This window comes from Pedobacter sp. MR2016-24 (assembly GCF_026239655.1).
Taxonomy (GTDB): Bacteria; Bacteroidota; Bacteroidia; order Sphingobacteriales; family Sphingobacteriaceae; genus Pedobacter.
This window is the reverse complement of sequence record NZ_JAPIVO010000001.1, coordinates 445,268-463,749: the sequence shown is the minus strand read 5'-3', so window position 1 is coordinate 463,749 and position 18,482 is coordinate 445,268. Positions and strand designations below refer to the sequence as shown.

General features: G+C 40.1%; 16 protein-coding genes. 1 reads left to right on the top strand and 15 read right to left on the bottom strand.

Annotated features, from left to right (window positions below):
* From OQX62_RS02090 to OQX62_RS02025, 14 genes are all read right to left on the bottom strand, one after another.
* Complete coding sequence (locus tag OQX62_RS02090) at positions 1-354, bottom strand: cytochrome C oxidase subunit IV family protein (RefSeq protein ID WP_265829732.1); 354 nt, start codon at positions 352-354, stop codon at positions 1-3.
* Positions 355-373: 19 nt separating this feature from the next.
* A complete protein-coding gene (locus tag OQX62_RS02085) occupies positions 374-1,081 on the bottom strand; it encodes a cytochrome c oxidase subunit 3 (RefSeq protein ID WP_265829731.1) in 708 nt (235 codons plus the stop codon).
* Between the two features lie 29 nt (positions 1,082-1,110).
* Positions 1,111-1,701, bottom strand: a complete 591-nt coding sequence (locus OQX62_RS02080; RefSeq protein WP_265829730.1) for a cytochrome c oxidase subunit 3 — start codon at positions 1,699-1,701, stop codon at positions 1,111-1,113.
* A gap of 7 nt (positions 1,702-1,708) precedes the next feature.
* On the bottom strand, positions 1,709-2,611 hold the full coding sequence (cyoE, locus tag OQX62_RS02075) for a heme o synthase (protein ID WP_265829729.1): 903 nt from the start codon (positions 2,609-2,611) through the stop codon (positions 1,709-1,711).
* Positions 2,612-2,628: 17 nt separating this feature from the next.
* Positions 2,629-3,687 (bottom strand): COX15/CtaA family protein, encoded by a 1,059-nt coding sequence (locus OQX62_RS02070; RefSeq protein ID WP_265829728.1) that lies wholly within the window; start codon positions 3,685-3,687, stop codon positions 2,629-2,631.
* A gap of 87 nt (positions 3,688-3,774) precedes the next feature.
* Complete coding sequence (locus tag OQX62_RS02065; RefSeq protein ID WP_265829727.1) at positions 3,775-5,673, bottom strand: cytochrome c oxidase subunit I; 1,899 nt, start codon at positions 5,671-5,673, stop codon at positions 3,775-3,777.
* Between the two features lie 20 nt (positions 5,674-5,693).
* A complete protein-coding gene (locus OQX62_RS02060; RefSeq protein ID WP_265829726.1) occupies positions 5,694-6,947 on the bottom strand; it encodes a cytochrome c oxidase subunit II in 1,254 nt (417 codons plus the stop codon).
* 64 nt (positions 6,948-7,011) lie between these two features.
* Positions 7,012-8,229, bottom strand: a complete 1,218-nt coding sequence (locus OQX62_RS02055) for a quinol:cytochrome C oxidoreductase (RefSeq protein ID WP_265829724.1) — start codon at positions 8,227-8,229, stop codon at positions 7,012-7,014.
* Positions 8,230-8,243: 14 nt separating this feature from the next.
* Complete coding sequence (locus OQX62_RS02050; protein WP_265829723.1) at positions 8,244-8,828, bottom strand: c-type cytochrome; 585 nt, start codon at positions 8,826-8,828, stop codon at positions 8,244-8,246.
* The gene (locus OQX62_RS02045; RefSeq protein ID WP_265829722.1) at positions 8,821-9,357 is read right to left on the bottom strand and encodes a DUF3341 domain-containing protein; all 537 of its coding nucleotides are present in this window, start codon (positions 9,355-9,357) and stop codon (positions 8,821-8,823) included. Before OQX62_RS02045 ends, OQX62_RS02050 begins: the two co-directional genes overlap by 8 nt.
* A 2-nt stretch (positions 9,358-9,359) precedes the next feature.
* Entirely contained in the window at positions 9,360-10,832 is a 1,473-nt protein-coding gene (nrfD, locus tag OQX62_RS02040) for an NrfD/PsrC family molybdoenzyme membrane anchor subunit (protein WP_265829721.1), read from the bottom strand.
* Positions 10,833-10,856: 24 nt separating this feature from the next.
* Positions 10,857-13,901: a TAT-variant-translocated molybdopterin oxidoreductase gene (locus OQX62_RS02035; protein WP_265829719.1), complete on the bottom strand. Its 3,045-nt coding sequence runs from the start codon at positions 13,899-13,901 to the stop codon at positions 10,857-10,859.
* Positions 13,902-13,951: 50 nt separating this feature from the next.
* Complete coding sequence (locus OQX62_RS02030; protein ID WP_265829718.1) at positions 13,952-15,250, bottom strand: c-type cytochrome; 1,299 nt, start codon at positions 15,248-15,250, stop codon at positions 13,952-13,954.
* Between the two features lie 251 nt (positions 15,251-15,501).
* The gene (locus OQX62_RS02025; RefSeq protein WP_265829717.1) at positions 15,502-16,482 is read right to left on the bottom strand and encodes a deoxyhypusine synthase family protein; all 981 of its coding nucleotides are present in this window, start codon (positions 16,480-16,482) and stop codon (positions 15,502-15,504) included.
* A 220-nt stretch (positions 16,483-16,702) separates the two neighbouring features.
* On the opposite strand from OQX62_RS02025, the gene OQX62_RS02020 reads away from it, so the two are divergent.
* The gene (locus tag OQX62_RS02020) at positions 16,703-17,680 is read left to right on the top strand and encodes a helix-turn-helix transcriptional regulator (RefSeq protein ID WP_265829716.1); all 978 of its coding nucleotides are present in this window, start codon (positions 16,703-16,705) and stop codon (positions 17,678-17,680) included.
* Here the strand turns inward: OQX62_RS02020 and OQX62_RS02015 are convergent.
* On the bottom strand, positions 17,670-18,479 hold the full coding sequence (locus OQX62_RS02015; protein ID WP_265829715.1) for a heme ABC transporter ATP-binding protein: 810 nt from the start codon (positions 18,477-18,479) through the stop codon (positions 17,670-17,672). The two genes, OQX62_RS02020 and OQX62_RS02015, sit on opposite strands and share 11 nt — an antisense overlap.
* Positions 18,480-18,482 lie beyond the last annotated feature (3 nt).

Here is an 18,482-nt window from a genome sequence, read left to right as displayed (position 1 = left end):
TTAAAGGGTCATGTGTGTATGCAGATAACCGCCTTCAATTAACATCAGCGTAATAAAATAGATGATAAAAATAAACGCGAGGCCTAAAGACAATTGCAGACCTGTCTTCTCGAACTTAAGGTGCATGAAGAAGGCAACAATATAATATGCTTTTAAAAGTGTAAGCAGAATATAGGCGATATTACCCGCCATATGTGAAACCATACCTTGTGGTAAGATCACTAATGCGATAACGAATTCTACTACAGTTATTCCCAGCAGGATAAAAAATACCTGCCAGATTTTCGCTTTGCTTAAGCCAGCATGCTCATCATGTGCATGCTCTTCTGTATTGTGTATGTTATGTTCAGACATAATAATATTATTCTAGGGATTAAACTAAATAGAAGAAGGTAAATACGAATACCCAAACCAAATCAACAAAGTGCCAGTACAGACCTACTTTTTCTACCATTAGATAATGTCCGCGTTTTTCGAACGTACCATTAATGGTCATGCACAAAATGATGATATTTAACAGTACTCCTGTAAATACGTGGAATCCGTGAAATCCTGTAATCGTGAAAAATAAGTTAGCAAACTGTTGCGCAGCTACGTCAGATACCGGGCCATTGAAAAAATGTTTTAATTCTTCCGGCTCAGGAATAGATCCCCACCAGAAACCTTCATGATGTAAGTGCGTCCATTCTAATGCCTGGCAGCCAAGGAACATGAAACCACCAATTACTGTAGCGATCATCCAACCTATAACTTCCTTTTTAGCACGTCTGTGTCCTGCCTCAACAGCCAGAACCATGGTTACGGAACTCATGATCAGAATAAAGGTCATGATACCTACAAATACCAATGGCGCACCAGAGTCAACCACACCAGGGATAGACTGGAAAACCAAATCAGGATCAGGCCATGTGAATTTAGTGAAACGTTGTGCTCCGTAGTATACCAATAATGAAGAGAATGTAAATGCATCAGATAGCAAGAAAAACCACATCATTATTTTTCCGTATTCTACCGACCACGGTGAACGGCCTCCACTCCATGGAGTAGTTTTTACCTGATCTAATTGTGATAATGAATCCATTTTAAAATTGTAATTGTTTGTTAAAAAGTCTAACTGTTCAAAAGTAAAAAAACATAAAGATATATCCACAATATATCTATAAAATGCCAAAATATAGAGGCTATTTCTATGCGATACACTGCTTTTTCATGAGAAACATTCGTATAAGCTCCCCATAAGCTGTTGCCGATAATACCCAAGCCCCCAAATATATGCAGCAGGTGCATCCCCGAAACGATATAAATAATTGAGATTGCCGCATTATTGTTCACCAATGCCGCACCACTCTGGAATAGGGCCGACCAGGCATCTACCTGCAGATAACCAAATCCAAGTCCCAATACAACAGCCGCCCAAAGGAACATCTTTTGCTGCTGAATGTTCTGCTTGCGTACTGCCTTAGCCCCTAAGAACAAACAAACACTGCTCAGTACAAGTACTGCAGTGCTGTACATAAACACGTCCGGAAGAACCAGACCATGTCCCTTACCCTTAGATGCCGCAAACACAATATAGTAACTTGTGAAGCCCCCAAACATAATTGTAGAGGATACTACAAATAACCAAAGCACAAATTTCCTTGCCTTGAGTGAGGGATCTGCCTCCTGTTTTAAATCTTCTTGTTTAAGTGTGTGTACCATATAAAACCTATTTACCTATAAAATCAAATAATAAAATCAATTGTACTAAAGGAATATAAAAGAAAGAGCAAAACATTACTCCCCTGGCACTTTCTATATCCATTTTTACCAGCAGCTTAAATGCAAACCAGGTAAAGGCCAGACTTGCTATAAGTGAAAATCCGGCAATATAATAACCGCCAAATCCATAAATAGTTGGCATTAAACTAACAGGTATCAATACCAATGTGCTTAAAAAAACAAACCAGGCACTTACCTTATCTCTTTTTTTGGTCGGTAATAATCTGAATCCGGCTTTCTTGTAATCATCATCGAGTACCCATGCTATTGCCCAGAAATGCGGGAACTGCCAAACAAACTGAACCAGGAAAAGAATACCAGCAATCTCATAATCAACCGGCATGAAATGTTTAATATGACCTAAAGCAGCCAGGTAACCAATCAGTGGTGGTAATGCACCGGGTATAGCGCCAACGAAAACAGCAATAGGTGATTTGCGCTTTAAAGGCGTATAAACAAATGCATATAACAGAATAGAAAATACTGACAATAAACCCGTTTCCAAATTAAGTTTCCCTAATAACCAGGTACCCAGCATTCCCATAATCAGTCCAAGAACCAAACCCTGTCCTGTAGTCATTCTGCCTGCCGGCATCGGACGATCTTTTGTCCGCGTCATCAATTTATCCAGATCCACTTCAATAATTTCATTAAAGCAGTTGGCGGCAGCAGTAACTAAAAAGCCTCCGGCTACCAGGATCATCCAGTTTCCCCAGTCAATTGCAGGAACTTCTCCCCTAGCCACCTGCATCCTGGAACCGATCAAAAACGTGATCGACGCAGAAAACACAACTAAAAAAGTAAGTCTGAATTTTATAAGTTTAGATAAATCTGAGAAAAATAATTTCAATTCCTATTTGTTTAATGTTATTGATTATAAGTATTTGTCCGGTACACCAAAAGATAGAGGTAAAACTGTAAGGTGAACAGCACTGTTGAGAACACTAAATGTATGACCTGCGCAAATGGCGGCAATGCAAAGTTAGACAATATTAAACCACTTGCAATCTGAATCAGTAAAACCACTATGATTGAATTGCCCAGCCTTAACTCTGTAGCCTTCCCTCCAAACTTATCCATCACAAACTGATAAATAAATATATTGACTACAACCACAAAGATCGCAAGATCCCGGTGATAAGAAAAAGTCTGACCTATTTTACCGACCCAGGTAGCACGCTCCTGATACAACAGGCTTTTTGAAATGGCATCAATGGCCTCCCTTACTTCGGTACCTAATGTAATTTGCGCTACACTCAGTAAAATAGCCACTAATAACAATACTTTCAACCATACTACCTTTGATATAATGACCGTATAATCCCTGTAAATACGGCTCGCGTAATAATAAGTATAGACCAGGATTGCCAGGATCACCAGTGCCAGGAGCATGTGAACGGTAACTATCCAGGCCAGGAGGTTTGTAGAAACTACAATAGAACCGAGCCAGGCCTGAAATCCGACAACAACAAGATTCAGCAGACTAAGAACAATAATACGTTTTGCCTTCTTGCGGTACTGGAATGACAATATAGTAAGGCCCAGTAATAAAAAGCCTGTAAAAGCGCCGGTGAGCCGGTTAATATATTCAGTCCAGGTTTTTGCTACATTAAAATTTTCAGGAACAGTGATCGTCTGATCATGACGAATACTATCAGCGAGATTACTCTTTCCCATTTTATCCAGCAGTTTAGCAAACTTTTCGTTTTTTGCTGTTCTGCCGGCAACATATTTCTCTTTATAACCTGCAGGCAACTGGTCAGCAGATGTAGGTGGTACGTACTGATCAAAACACTTTGGCCAATCCGGGCATCCCATACCAGAACCCGTACTACGCACTACTGCCCCCGCAAGGATGAGTACCAACGTGACGATAATAGTGATAAGGTTAAGCCGGATAAATCTATGTTCAGATTTAGGAACCATTTGCATTTACTGTTAAAAAGAAAATGAGGTTACTGATAAGTATATACTCAAGCAGATAACCTCATTTGTATATTTTAAAAAATGATATTAGTGAAAATGTACATCAGCTTTATCCGGCGCATTTTTAGCATCCCATTCTCTCTGGATACGTTCTGACTCTGCATTACCTTCAAAATCATGAGGCATGTTAGAACTCATCGTCTGAGAGTAAGGAACCGTCTGAGGAATAAAGTCTTCTTCAGCACCTGGCTTACTGTAGTCATATGGCCAACGGTAAACTGTAGGTATCTCTCCCGGCCAGTTACCATGTAAATGCTCAACCGGAGTAGTCCACTCTAAAGTATTAGATTCCCAAGGATTCTGAACAGCTTTTTTCCCTCTGAATATAGAATAGAAGAAGTTGAATAAGAAAGCTACCTGAGCTAAAGCCGCAACAATTGCAGACCAGGTAACAAAGATATTTACCGTAACCCATTTCTGCATGAATTCAAACTCAGTGAAAGCATAGTAACGACGTGGTACACCATCTAATCCTAAGAAGTGAAGCGGGAAGAATACAAGATAAGCACAGATAAAAGTAACCCAGAAGTGAAGGTAACCCAATTTAGCATTCATCATTCTACCGAACATCTTTGGATACCAGTGATAAACACCCGCAAGCATACCGAAGATAGCAGCTGATCCCATCACAAGGTGGAAGTGGGCAACTACAAAGTAAGTATCATGTAAATTGATATCCAGTGATGCGTTACCTAAAAAGATACCCGTTAAACCACCAGAGATAAAGAATGAAACCATACCTATTGCGCATAACATCGCAGGTGTGAACCTGATATTACCCCGCCAGAGTGTAGCCAGATAGTTGAAAGTTTTTACCGCAGATGGAACCGCAATAATCAGCGTAGTGATCATAAACACACCACCTAATAATGGATTCATTCCCGTCACGAACATATGGTGACCCCATACGATGAAGGAAAGTATAGTAATACCAATCAATGAATAAACCATCGCATGGTAACCGAAAATTGGTTTTCTTGAGTTTACCGAGATCACTTCTGAAGAGATACCCAACGCTGGCATAATTACAATATATACCTCAGGGTGACCAAGGAACCAGAATAAATGTTGCCATAAGATTGGAGAACCACCTTCATTTGGAAGAACCTGAGTTCCCATAACGATATCAGATAAGTAGAAACTTGTACCAAAACTACGGTCAAAGATCAACAACACCACACCCGCTACAAGAACAGGGAAAGATAAGATACCTAAAATAGCAGTAAGGAAGAAGGCCCAGATAGTCAACGGCATTTTCCAAAGGTCCATACCTTTAGTACGCATGTTTAACACTGTACTTACATAGTTGATACCACCCATTAACTGAGAAGCCACAAAGATGAACATACTCGCTAACCACAATGTCATACCCAAACCAGATCCCGGAATCGCTTTCGGCAATGCTGATAGCGGCGGATATACTGTCCAACCAGCACTTGCAGGTCCCGTCTCAATAAAGAATGAACTCATCATGATGATACAGGCAAGGAAGAACATCCAGTAAGAAAGCATATTCATAAACGGAGAAGCCATATCCCTTACCCCCAGCTGCAGCGGAATCAGTAAATTACTAAATGTACCACTCAGTCCTGCAGTCAATACAAAAAATACCATGATAGTACCATGTATAGTAACCAGAGCCAGATAGAAGTCGGGTTTAATCCTTCCGCCTTCAGCCCATTTGCCTAAAAATGTTTCCAGAATAGGAAAACTTTTATCAGGCCATGCAAGCTGGATCCTGAATAAGATAGACAAGCCCATTGCAATAACAGCCATAACGATACCAGTTATTAAAAACTGTTTAGCGATCATCTTGTGATCCTGACTAAAGATGTACTTCGTTATGAAAGATTGTTTATGATGACCATGAGCGTGATCGTCATGGTGATCGTTGTTATGTGTATCGTTTAATGTTATAGTTGACATAATGCGCTATTCCAGTATAATTATTTTTTTAAAGCCGGTTTATTCATTGCTACAGCAGAAGAGTCTTTTGCAGGTTTTGCGGTGCTATCAGCTGGTGCAGATGCTGGTGCGCCTGCCTCAGGTACGATTGGTAAGTCAAATTGCTTTCTCAAATCGTTATTGATAAACTTAGGTTGTTTCACTACCCATGCATCATATTCTGCCTGAGATACAACTCTAACAACTTTTTGCATGTTATAGTGACCAGATCCACAGATTTTTGAACAGTAGAACAGGAATTTAAACGCCGGATCATTTACTTTAGTCTGCATATCTACAGTAGTAATGGTCGGTGTAAATTCAAAGTATGAAGTCATACCCGGTACAGTATTCAATTGTATTCTGAAATGTGGCATATAAAAACTATGCAGTACATCTTTACTGGTCAGGATTAATCTTACTGGTTTGTTAACAGGAATAACCATCTCATCAGCTTGCTGATCATCAAGATTGTTCTTGTCTTTAAAGTCCATACCCAGTGCATTCGTTCCAGTAATCAGTTTGTAGTTTTTCAAACCAACTACCCCGTCAGCACCCGGATAACGAATTGTCCATACAAATTGCTGAGAAGTAATCTCAATACTTAAAGGCTTATTGTTCGGATCTTCAATCTTGTAAAAAATTGATCTCCAGGTAAGGAATCCCATTAATACCAATACAGTCAGCACTAAAGCCGGAACGATAGTCCAGATACGCTCTAATGCATTGTTATGCGGATAGTAATATGCTTTTCTTTTACCGGAGTTTTTGTAGAAGTAAGAGAACAGGAATAATACGATGTGCGTTCCGATAAATACGATTGTAGTCAGGATCAGCGTAATGTTAAACATCTGGTCAATCTTCGCACCATGTTCCGAAGCCGCATCCGGCAGAATCATATGTCCGTGAACAGTATATTCAAAATAAACACCATACAATCCGACGATTAAGAAAAGTACAAACAGAACACCATTTACAGTATTCCAGTTGATTCCCGCAGGTTTATCCTGAGCTTCGCGTGTCAGTTCATACACTGTGATCGCTTTACCCACTATTGCTATGAACAAGCAAAGCAGTAAAAATAACATGGTGTAAAATGCGGCCGATTTGTAAATCGGAAACATATCAACAGGTTTGTTGGCAGCGGCAGCACCAGCGGCTGCTTCTTGTGCAAATGCGCTTGTATTTGCAAATACAGTAACAATTACTGCCAGGGCTGCTATTGTCTTATTGCTTATATATTTTCTTAAACTCATTTTCTTAAAGTAGTACGATGTACTTCTACTATACGATTAATTTATATACTCTCTAACCCGATAACTACAAGTGATGATTCAGGCTCTCTTGTAAAAGAGGGTGATTCTTTGCAATTAAAGGTTTCTTACTTAATGCATTCAGTACTGAAAACGTAAACAACCCTACAAAACCGATTGCTGTTCCTATTTCAATAATTCCAAATCCATTGGTGCCTTCTTCTACAGAACCTGGCATAATCATCTGGTAATAATCTACCCAGTGACCACACAATACAACTATAGACACGCCCAATAGGATATTTTCCTGTCTTTTATTATCACGGTCCATCAGTAAAAGTACCGGTGTTAAGAAGTTCAGGACTAAATTCAGGAAGAACCAGAATTTGTAAAATTCAAAACGTTTGTAAAAATACACAGTTTCTTCCGGCATGTTAGCATAATAGATCAACATAAATTGACAAAACCATACGTAAGTCCAGAAAATAGAGAATCCAAAGATGAACTGACCTAAGTTATGCAGGTGGCTATTGTTTACCCATTGCATGTATCCGGCTTTTCTTAACAGGATGATAATGATTGCCATCGTAGCTAAACTGCTTACCCACATTGCTGCGAAGTTGTACCAGCCAAACATGGTAGAGAACCAGTGTGCTTCAAGAGACATCACTGTATCAAAGGCAAATATTGGTGTAGTAAAGCCGTAGATTACTAAAAATATACAAGAGTATTTAAAACTCTTGGTGTAAGAATTTAATCCCCCTTCTAAATCTTCATTGTTTGATAATTTAGATAACAATAATGCGAAGAAGCAATAGATACCTAAAAATATCACCTGGCGACCCATAAAGAACGGAACGTTAAGGAAGGCAGATTTACCGTCAATCAACTTATCGTAATGAGGTGAATTCGGATCTGTTAATCCTTCTGCATGCCAGTGGTGATAAAGATTATGTGTGTACAAACCTGCACCCATGATCACGATCAGTAACACTACTGCTAAAGGCAGTGTTTTTGCCATTGCCTGAGGTACGCGAAGTATAGAAGCAGACCATCCGGCCTGTGCTACAAATTGAACAGCAAGAAAGAAAGCGCCCGACATACATACACACGCAAAGTAATATGCCATAAGTAACAGGTTGGCAAATGTCCGCTCATGAAGTCCATGGTCAGTAAAACCATAAGCAATACTTGCGATACCGATTACGATAGCCACAATGCTTAAAGTTTTAGCCTTTCCTGTAAACTCAAACTGCTCAGTTAAATTATAATTGTGAGTTCCCATTTATATCTGCTTTTCTATTGTATTTTTTGTAATTGTTGAACATACATCACTACTTTCCATCTTTGATCCGGAGTAAGCTGAGAAGCATGTGATCCCATGTTATTTAAACCGTACATGATTGTATGATAGATCTTACCTTCTGATAAATCTTTCATTAAACCACCACGTGAAGAAGCTGCGTCGCCATGGTATGCAGGCACGCCTAAGAACTTCTCAATCTGTACCAGGTGTCCTTTACCGTCACCTTTTTCACCATGGCAAGGGCCACAGAAAACAGTGAAGTAATGTTTACCAGATAACATGTTCTGAGCCGATTTAGCCAAAGGATTCTTCAGGTTTAATCCTGCTGCTTCGTAACCTTCTTTTGTATTCGCATATTCATACTTTACAAAACCTACCGGGCTGGTATTAGCAGGAGGCGTTTGTGCAGTCTGACCATTTGCAAAGTTCTTATTTGCCTGATCCGGATTGTAAGCGATCGGATCATACATATTTCTTGCATATTCCAATCCAGTGCTCTTATTATCGTTACATGCTGAAAGCGTTGCAACAAAGGCAAGAACAACAAATGAGGCTGCAACTATTTTATTCTTATTCATAGCTAATATACTTCCTTTCATTGTGCTTAACTTCTATAGCACCAGCTTCTTTTAATAATCCATCAATTTTACTGTGTTCTGCATTTTCCTGTGCATCAACAGCGATAATAAATCTATCATCAGTAGCTCTTAAATCCATTACCCTTGGCGCTCTTCCTGGGAAGAGGTGGGTCGATGCATAATAAGATCCTACCAGACCAAATGCAGTAAACAAAATGGTCAGCTCAAACATAATCGGAATAAAATCCGGCAGAGCAAACGATGGTTTACCACCAATATTATTTCTCCAGTCTACCACTGAAGTCAGATAAATCAATGCGAACGCTGATACTGTTCCGGTAATCCCGCAGAAAAAAGCAAGGATGTCCAATCTTGATCTCTTAATCCCTAATTTGGCTTCGATGCCGTGGATAGGCATAGGCGTATAAACATCATGGATCTTAATGTTGTTCTCCTGTAACTTTTCAATGCCATGCATCATTTCGTCCGGATCGCCAAAACTGCCTAAAATATATTTGATATTACTCATTGTTATATTTTTGCGTATTCTTCTTGTTTAACACTATCAAATTTCTCTAAAGACTCTACGTATTCTTTTACGTGAACTTTATCCAAATGACCTTCTTTAATTTGTGCAAGTTTAGCCTGCTCACTTGATGTTTTAAGTAATAGTTTCACCTCTGCAATCGCAATCGATGGAAGAACCCTTAAGAACAACAGGAATAAAGTAAAGAATACTCCTATCGAACCAACAAATACACTCACATCTACCCATGTAGGATAGAACATCGCCCAACTTGACGGAAGGTAATCACGGTGCAGTGAAGTCACGATAATTACGAAACGCTCAAACCACATACCGATGTTTACTACAATAGATAAGATCCAGGTAGCAGGAATGCTCAGACGGATTTTCTTGAACCACAGCAACTGCGGAGAAATTACGTTACAGGTCATCATCATCCAGTATGCCCACCAGTATGGTCCGGTAGATCTGTTGATAAATGCATACGCTTCATATTCAGAACCTGAATACCAGGCGATGAAAAACTCAGTGATATAAGCAACACCAACAATTGAACCCGTAAGAATGATGATCTTATTCATCGATTCGATGTGGAACATGGTGATGTAGTTCTCTAAACCTAATACTTTACGTGCAACAAGTAATAATGTCAATACCATTGCGAAACCAGAGAAGATCGCACCTGCCACGAAATATGGAGGGAAGATCGTGGTATGCCATCCCGGAATTACCGAGGTTGCAAAGTCCATAGATACAATCGTGTGTACCGAAAGTACCAGTGGAGTAGAAATACCCGCAAGGATCAGAGACACCGTCTCAAAACGCTGCCATGTTTTAACGTTACCGTTCCATCCGAAAGAGAAGATCGAGTAAATACGGCGGCGTAAACCAGTAGCACGGTCACGGATAGTGGCAATATCTGGTAATAAACCTGTATACCAGAATAACAGGGATACAGAGAAGTAAGTGGAGATGGCAAACATATCCCAAACCAGTGGTGAGTTAAAGTTAACCCATAATGAACCAAACTGATTCGGTAATGGTAGTACCCAGTAAGCTAACCATGGTCTTCCCATGTGGGATACAACATATGTTGCGGCGCAGATAACGGCGAAGATGGTCATCGCCTCTGCAGATCTGTTAATTGAATTCCTCCAGTTCTGACGGAAGAGTAAAAGTACTGCTGAAATCAACGTTCCGGCGTGACCGATACCTACCCACCATACGAAACCGGTGATATCCCATGCCCATCCTACTGTTTTGTTTAACCCCCATGATCCGATACCGAACCAGAAAGTATAACTCACTGCTACTACCCATAAGGTAGCACCGCATAGGGCGGCTATAAAACCTATCCACCAAGCCCTGTTCGGCTTATTCTCAACTGGCAGTAGAATATCATTCGTAATTTTTGCATACGTGATATGGGTGCCGGTGATTAGTGGTTCTCTTAAAATTGATTCGTTATGTCCTGACATAATTATATTTTCTTTAATATCAGCTTACGCTTGTACTGTTGGTAATGAATCTGTGTTTCTAATTTTAGTCATGTAACCTATTCCCGGTTGTGTATTAACTTCTTCCAGTACATAGTAGATACGCTCACTACGTAATGCTTTAGATACTTCCGAGTTAGGATCGTTGCCATCACCAAATATAATTGCATTGGCTGAACAAGCTTCCTGACAAGCCATTTTGATATCACCGTCTTTCAATGGACGTTTCTCCATTTTAGCCTGCAGTTTACCACCCTGAATTCTTTGGATACACATAGAGCATTTCTCCATTACCCCTCTTGAACGTGTAGTTACATCAGGATTAAGTACCAGCTGAGTGAATTCATTATTCAGGTAGTTATCAAAACGTGAATCATTCCAGTAGTTAAACCAGTTGAAACGACGAACTTTATACGGGCAGTTATTTGCACAATATCTTGTTCCTACGCAACGGTTATAAGCCATGTGGTTTAAACCATCCGAAGAGTGTACTGTAGCCAGTACCGGGCAAACGGTTTCGCAAGGAGCGTGATCACAGTGCTGACATAACATCGGCTGGTGAACAACAGATACGCGGTCAAGGTTTTCCATGTGCGCAATCTCTTTTTCCTCAGAAACGCTCTTATCGCCTTCTTCAAAGCTATAGTAACGGTCAATACGAATCCAGTGCATCTCTCTGCGTCTGCGAACCTCATCACGGCCTACAACCGGAATATTATTCTCCACGTTACAAGCTACAATACAAGATCCACAACCAGTACAAGCATTCAGATCGATTGCCATTACCCAGTTGTTTCCTGGTTTTTCGTATTTATCCCATAAATCGTATGATTTATGTCCTTCTTCATGTTTACCTGTTCCTGCAGCAGGGTTTTTCACATATTCCTTGAAGCTTGCTTCGCGGATAATGTTTCTTCCTTCAAAAGAGTGGTGAGTTTGTGTTTGTGCCAGTTCGTAAGTAGCACCCGTTTTAGTAATGGTTACCGTATTTGCATACTGTAATGTTCCATTCGCGAACGTTACAAACGGATAAGCATTTTTACCTACGTTATCACCAGCTTTACCAACTTTCGTACGTCCGTAACCCAAAGCGATTGAAGCAGTACCTACTGCTTGCCCCGGCTGAATCAGAACAGGTAAAGTAATGGTATATCCATTGCTTCCTTTAATTTCTACAACGTCAAATTCTTTGATGTCTTTAGACTCAGCAAATTTGGGCGCAAGTGCAATATAGTTGTCCCATGTTACTTTAGAAACCGGATCAGGTAATTCCTGAAGGAATGCATTGTTTGCATATTTACCATCGCGCATTGGTATACTTTCGTAAACCTGAAGTTCGATGTCTTTAGCTAATGCTTTGCTGCTATTCAATACAGAAGGAGCAACAGCCGCTAATGAAAGGTTGAAAGTATAAGTACCGGCAGCTTTAGGAGCTGCAGCAAATACACCTGTCTGCAATACATCATTCCATGTTTTACCTAATGCAGGTAATATATTTTTCTCCCAGTTGTTACGTACATACTGGTAGTAATCTTTAACAGGCGCGTTAGACCAGATCAATAAACTTTGCTCTGCCTGACGTGAGTTAAACACAGGGTTAATCGTTGGTTGTACAATTGAATATGTTCCTTCATACGTGTTTGCATCACCCCATGATTCCAGATAGTTCTGGTTAGTAGCAATCACATCACATAATGAAGCAGTTTCATCACTTCTGTCAGCGAAAGAAACTTTAACAGGAACTTTTGCCAATGCATCAGTAAACGCTTTCGTGTTTACCACATCATAAGCAGGATTTGTATCTAAGAAAAATACTGCACCAACTTCTCCCCTGTTCATCTCGTTTAATAACTCTGCAAATTCTGCATCATTACCAGCATAACGTTTAGATGGGTTATCAAGGTCAATTGTTGTTCCGTAACTTCCGATAGCTGCGTTAATCGCATTTACCAGAATCTGTGTAGAGACATCGTTGGATCCGCAAACGACTAAAGCTTTTCCTTTTTGCTGTACCAATTCTCTACCTACTAATTTAATTGCTTTTTCAGCAGAAGTATTATTAGGTAAAACACCACCAGCTAAATTAGCACCGGTAACTGCATTATATAAGGTAATCAGCGCAGGTCCCTGCTCAGATAATTTGATTGGAAGACGTGTATCCGCATTTGTTCCTGTTAAGCTCATGCCAGCTTCAAACTGGAAGTGACGTGACATTTTGCCTTTAGCCAGGGTTTTGTAATTTCTGTTCTCGATGTACTGGGAAGTAAACTCTTCTCCGCTAATCCAGGTACCTAAAAAGTCAGCACCAAAACTTACGATCAGATCAGCCTTATCGAAATTATATTTAGGAATTACTGCTTTACCGAAACTGTTCTCATTCGCTTTGATAATACCTGTATAAGATACGGCATCATACTGAACGTGTTTTGTTGTCGGATAAGCTACAGTGAAGTCGGCCACAACTGCTTTGGTTGACGGGCTGCTTACTGAAGAAGAAATAATTCTGATTTTTTTGCCTGATGCTTTTACTTTCGCCAGCTCTGCAGCTACAAAAGCATCCACTTTAGCCCATGTAGTATCAGCCAGGTCGCCATCAGCTTTTAACTGAGGTGCTTTTAACTTAGAAACATCATACAGGTCAAGCACTGATGCCTGAGCAGTAGCGTCAGTTCCGCAATTAAACTGTCCTGCATTAGGATTCGGTTCAATCTTAATTGGACGGCCTTCTCTCGTTTTAACCAATACACTCTGACCATTAAAACTTGAAACATAGTAATTAGGGATACCCGGAATTACTTCTTCTGGTTTAATCAGGTAAGGTATTGATTTGTGTACAGGAGCAGGCTGACAAGCTGCCAGTGTTACCGCACCAAGACCAAAGCCTAAGGCTTTTAAAAAGTCACGGCGAGGAGTTACTGTACTTAATCCTGCTTCATTTAAAACATCTTCTATTGGAAGCGGCTCCGCAAATTCGTTTTTGTTGTTTTCAACAAAATCGGAGGTCTTATTAAATTCCTCTAAGCCTTTCCAGTATTTTTTATTGCTTTCCATTTAAGCTATATTACTGTTTATCGAACGTTCTTTTTATTAAACTCTATTTGTTAGTAGTGACATTTACCACATTCCATTCCACCTAATGCTGCAGGTGTAATTTTCTCACCTTTCTTGATTTTCTCATGAGCCTCAATAATCTTGGTGTAGAATGCATTGTCCTTAACTTCCAGTTTGGTGTCTTTGTGACAGTTAATACACCATTTCATGGTCAGCGGAGAGTATTGGTAAATCTCTTCCATCGTATTAACCGGACCGTGACAAGCAAAACATACCGGCTCGTTAGGTTTCAGTCCTTTTTCCTTACGGATAGCTTCTTCAGCTACAACAACGTGTTGTGAGTGATTGAAATAAGCAAAGTCAGGAAGGTTGTGTACACGTACCCACTCAATTGGTTTTTCTTTCGACTTGTCATAAGTCATTTTATCTGCATCGTAACCCAATGCATTGTAGATTTTCTGAATTTCAGGAGAAATGTTTCCATCATGGTTATCTCTCGCCTGAACTGACTTGTGACAGTTCATACATACGTTAAGAGATGGTATAGTTGCATTTTTCGATTCGAAAGCGCCTGCATGACAGTACTGACAATCAATCTGGTTTGTACCCGCATGCAACTCATGTGAGAACTTAATTGGCTGTGTTGGCTGGTAACCTGTGTGAACACCAGTATTCCACATGCCCATCCATCCAAAAGAGGCAAGGAAAGTAACCACACAAAGGATAAAGAAGAAAATAAACTTCTTGTTTTTAAATAACTGTCCGATGCCGGCTGCCATTGAAACCTTCTCTTCTTCAACAATGACTACGCCTTGTTTTTGAAGAATCAAACGCTCAAGCATTTTAATTGCTCTGCCCAATACAACTAAAACAACGATAGAGATCAGGATCACCGCAATCACTCCGACTAAAGAGAAACTTGACACTTCATCAGAACCACTGCCGCCAGCTGCACCAGCAGCTTCAGCTTTTTTAGGCTCCCCTACTTTAACATAAGCAAGGATGCTTTTAATCTGCTCAGGCGTCAGGCTTGGAAATGCAGTCATCTCTGCATTTGGGTTAAACTTAGAAGCTTCTACCGCTTCCTTGTCACCCGATGCAATAAATGCAGGAGCATTGTTAATCCACTTCAACAGGAAGGCCTCACTCTTTGTAGGTACTACCGTTTGTAGGGCCGGACCGATCAAATCGCGATCCAGTGCATGACATGAAGTACATTTTTCCTTGAAGATCTTTCTTCCTTCTGCCGCGTCTTGTGCTTGTGTACCAGAAACAATTAAAACAGATAGAGCCGATAACATGAATGCCGACTTCCAAACTCTTCTAATGATCAATGAGATATTCCTCATAATGAGTATTTTATGCTTTATTTTAAAAAACTGTAACAAAGATTTTAGTGTTTAAACTTCCGTTCTTGACTAAATCGTCCACAAAAGTAAAATTTATTAATTTACCAATGACAAAGAAATGACAGTAAATACAATTTATAATCATTCTAAACTTTGCCCTTTTTGGCCTTTAAACGAGGAAAATCAGCAAATTTTCTGATTTGCTGATTTTCTTCTATGTCGATTTATTTAAAAAAATTTGGTGATATAAATTACATTTTTAATATCCATGCAAAAATCAATGGGGCAACAATTGTAGCATCAGATTCTACGATAAACTTAGGGGTATTAATATCCAGTTTACCCCAGGTAATCTTCTCATTGGGTACCGCACCTGAATATGAGCCATAGGAAGTAGTTGAATCCGAGATCTGACAGAAATAACTCCAGAATGGGATATTTTCCATCTCCATATCCTGGTACAGCATCGGAACTACGCATATAGGGAAATCACCCGCAATACCACCACCAATCTGGAAGAAACCAACACCTTTACCCGCACTGTTCTGAATATACCAGTCAGCCAGGTATCCCATGTACTCAATACCACTCTTCATGGTCGTTGCCTGTAACTCCGATTTCATCACGTACGAAGCGAAAATATTACCCATTGTAGAATCTTCCCATCCCGGTACTACAATCGGCAGATTTTTTTCCGCAGCAGCCAGCATCCATGAATTTTTAGGATCAATTTCGTAATACTGCTCTAAATCGCCGCTCAATAACATTTTATACATGTACTCATGCGGGAAATAACGCTCACCTGCTGTTTCTGCATCTTTCCATATTTTATGAATATGTTTTTGTAAACGTCTGAAGGCTTCTTCTTCAGGGATACAAGTATCAGTTACACGGTTATAATGGTTTTCCAACAGATCCCATTCGTCCTGCGGACTCAGATCACGGTAGTTAGGAACACGTTTGTAATGTGAATGTGCAACAAGGTTCATAATATCTTCCTCAAGATTTGCACCTGTACAAGAAATAATGGAAACCTTATCCTGACGGATCATCTCCGCCAGTGAAATTCCAAGCTCAGCAGTACTCATTGCGCCTGCAAGGGTAATCATCATTTTACCACCCTCGTCTAAATGCGTTTCGTAGCCTTTAGCTGCATCCATCATGGCTGCTGCATTAAAATGGAGGTAATGCCCTTCCATGAATTTAGATATTGGTCCTCTCGTAACGCTCATTGTTATAATCTTTATGGTTGTTTTGAATTGTAATTGCTGTAAGCGCGCAAAAATAAGTAAAAATATCTTAACCTTCTCATGAGCTGCTGCACCCACGCTGTAAAATCATTTGCATGGAAATGAATAATTATTTAGAACCTTTATAAATAAAGTATTATATTTGAACTAACATATTTTAACCTTCTTATCCTGAACCTTGATTTAAGGAAAAACTTAAGCGATGATTGTAAAAGCAAAAATTTCCGATATCGACGAATGGCTGTTTACGGAAGATGTGCCGGACATTTATTCTCCCAATAATACCTTATCGGAAAAACAGGTAACCATTCATCGCACACCAGTAAAGATGTGCAATTACCAGCTGACAACAGGAGGATTATTTTTGATGCACTCAGTGATGGAATTTGAACATCCAACCAGCATACACACCGATATCAATGGAGAAACCATAACAAGTCAGTTCGTTTTTTATAAAAATTCCACCGGAAAAAAAACAACCACAGCATCATACGGACATAGCAGACATAATATACGTTACATTCCCTCCACGCAGGCAAGTCACGAATTAAGTGCAAACGTAGAATACACCTATTTCATGGTAGTCCTTTCCAAAGAGTATTATTTCTCACTGATCGACCGCCATTCTATCCTTCATGAACGTTTTGTGAAAGACATTGAAAAAGGCCAGTTCACTTCCTTCTCTACAGAAGACATGGCGGTAACACCGGAAATGAGAAAGGTGATTAATGATATCCGCGACTGCCGCCAGTCGGGCGAACTTAAAAGATTACATACAGAGTCCAAAATTCTGGAATTGTTAATGTATCAGCTGGAACAGCTTCGGAATGACAGCAGCATACAAAAACATGAAGTGTTAAAGACGGGTGATTTTGACCGTCTGGAAGAAGCAAGAACTATTTTAAATGAGCGCTTTGTAAATCCGCCTACACATAAGGAACTGGCCAAAGAAATATTGCTGAACGAGTTTAAGCTGCGTACAGGCTTTAAAGAATATTATGGCGTAACCATGTATGATTATATCACACGTCTGCGAATGGAACAGGCGAGAAAGCTGCTGCTGGATGAAAGGATGAGTATCTACGAAGTATCAGGTTTGTCAGGTTTCAAACACCAGGCAAATTTCAGTAAAGCATTTAAAAAATATTTCGGCGTACTGCCCAGTGGCATTAAAGTATAGCATGTAGCTCCGTATAATCTATCCTGATTTCTTTCGGCAGCACAAACGGTTTCAGCGTATGCAGGTTAACGCTTACCTGGGCTTCAATAGAAAATATATTATAAATATTTTTTGGATTGAGCACCTCTGCTGGTGTACCGTCATTCCACTTTCGCCCGTTTTTCAACAATAACAGCCGGTCAGCATATTGAGCAGCAAGATTAATATCATGCAATACTGCAATCACCATAAAGTTCTTTCTTGCCAGTGCGGTAACAATGGCCAGCGTTTGCTGCTGATATTGCAGATCCATCGCAGACACCGGTTCATCCATTAAGAGTAGGGCACCAGGACAATCCCAGATCTGCGCAAGTACCCTGGCCAGCTGCACCCTTTGCTGCTCCCCGCCGGATAAGGTCAATATTGATCTTTCCTCGAGCTGTGTAACGCCACAAACATTCATCGTCTGCCGTACAACAGATTTATCGTTCTCCGTAGGATTGTTCTTGTAATGCGGATAACGCCCCATCATTACAATCTCCTTAGCCGTGAAATCCATGTTTACCACGTTATGCTGACTCATCACAGCTCTCTTCTTTGCTAATTCTGCAGGACCATAAGCTGTAATGCACCTGCCGTTCAACAGTATATTTCCCTCCGAAGTTTTCTTTTCCCCACTCAGCATCCGCAGTAATGTCGACTTCCCCGCGCCATTGGCACCAAGAATGGCGACTACCTCACCACAACGCATATTAAAAGAGACATTCCTGATCAGCGTTCTCTTATTAATTTCGAAGGTTACATTTTCAACTGTTAACATAAA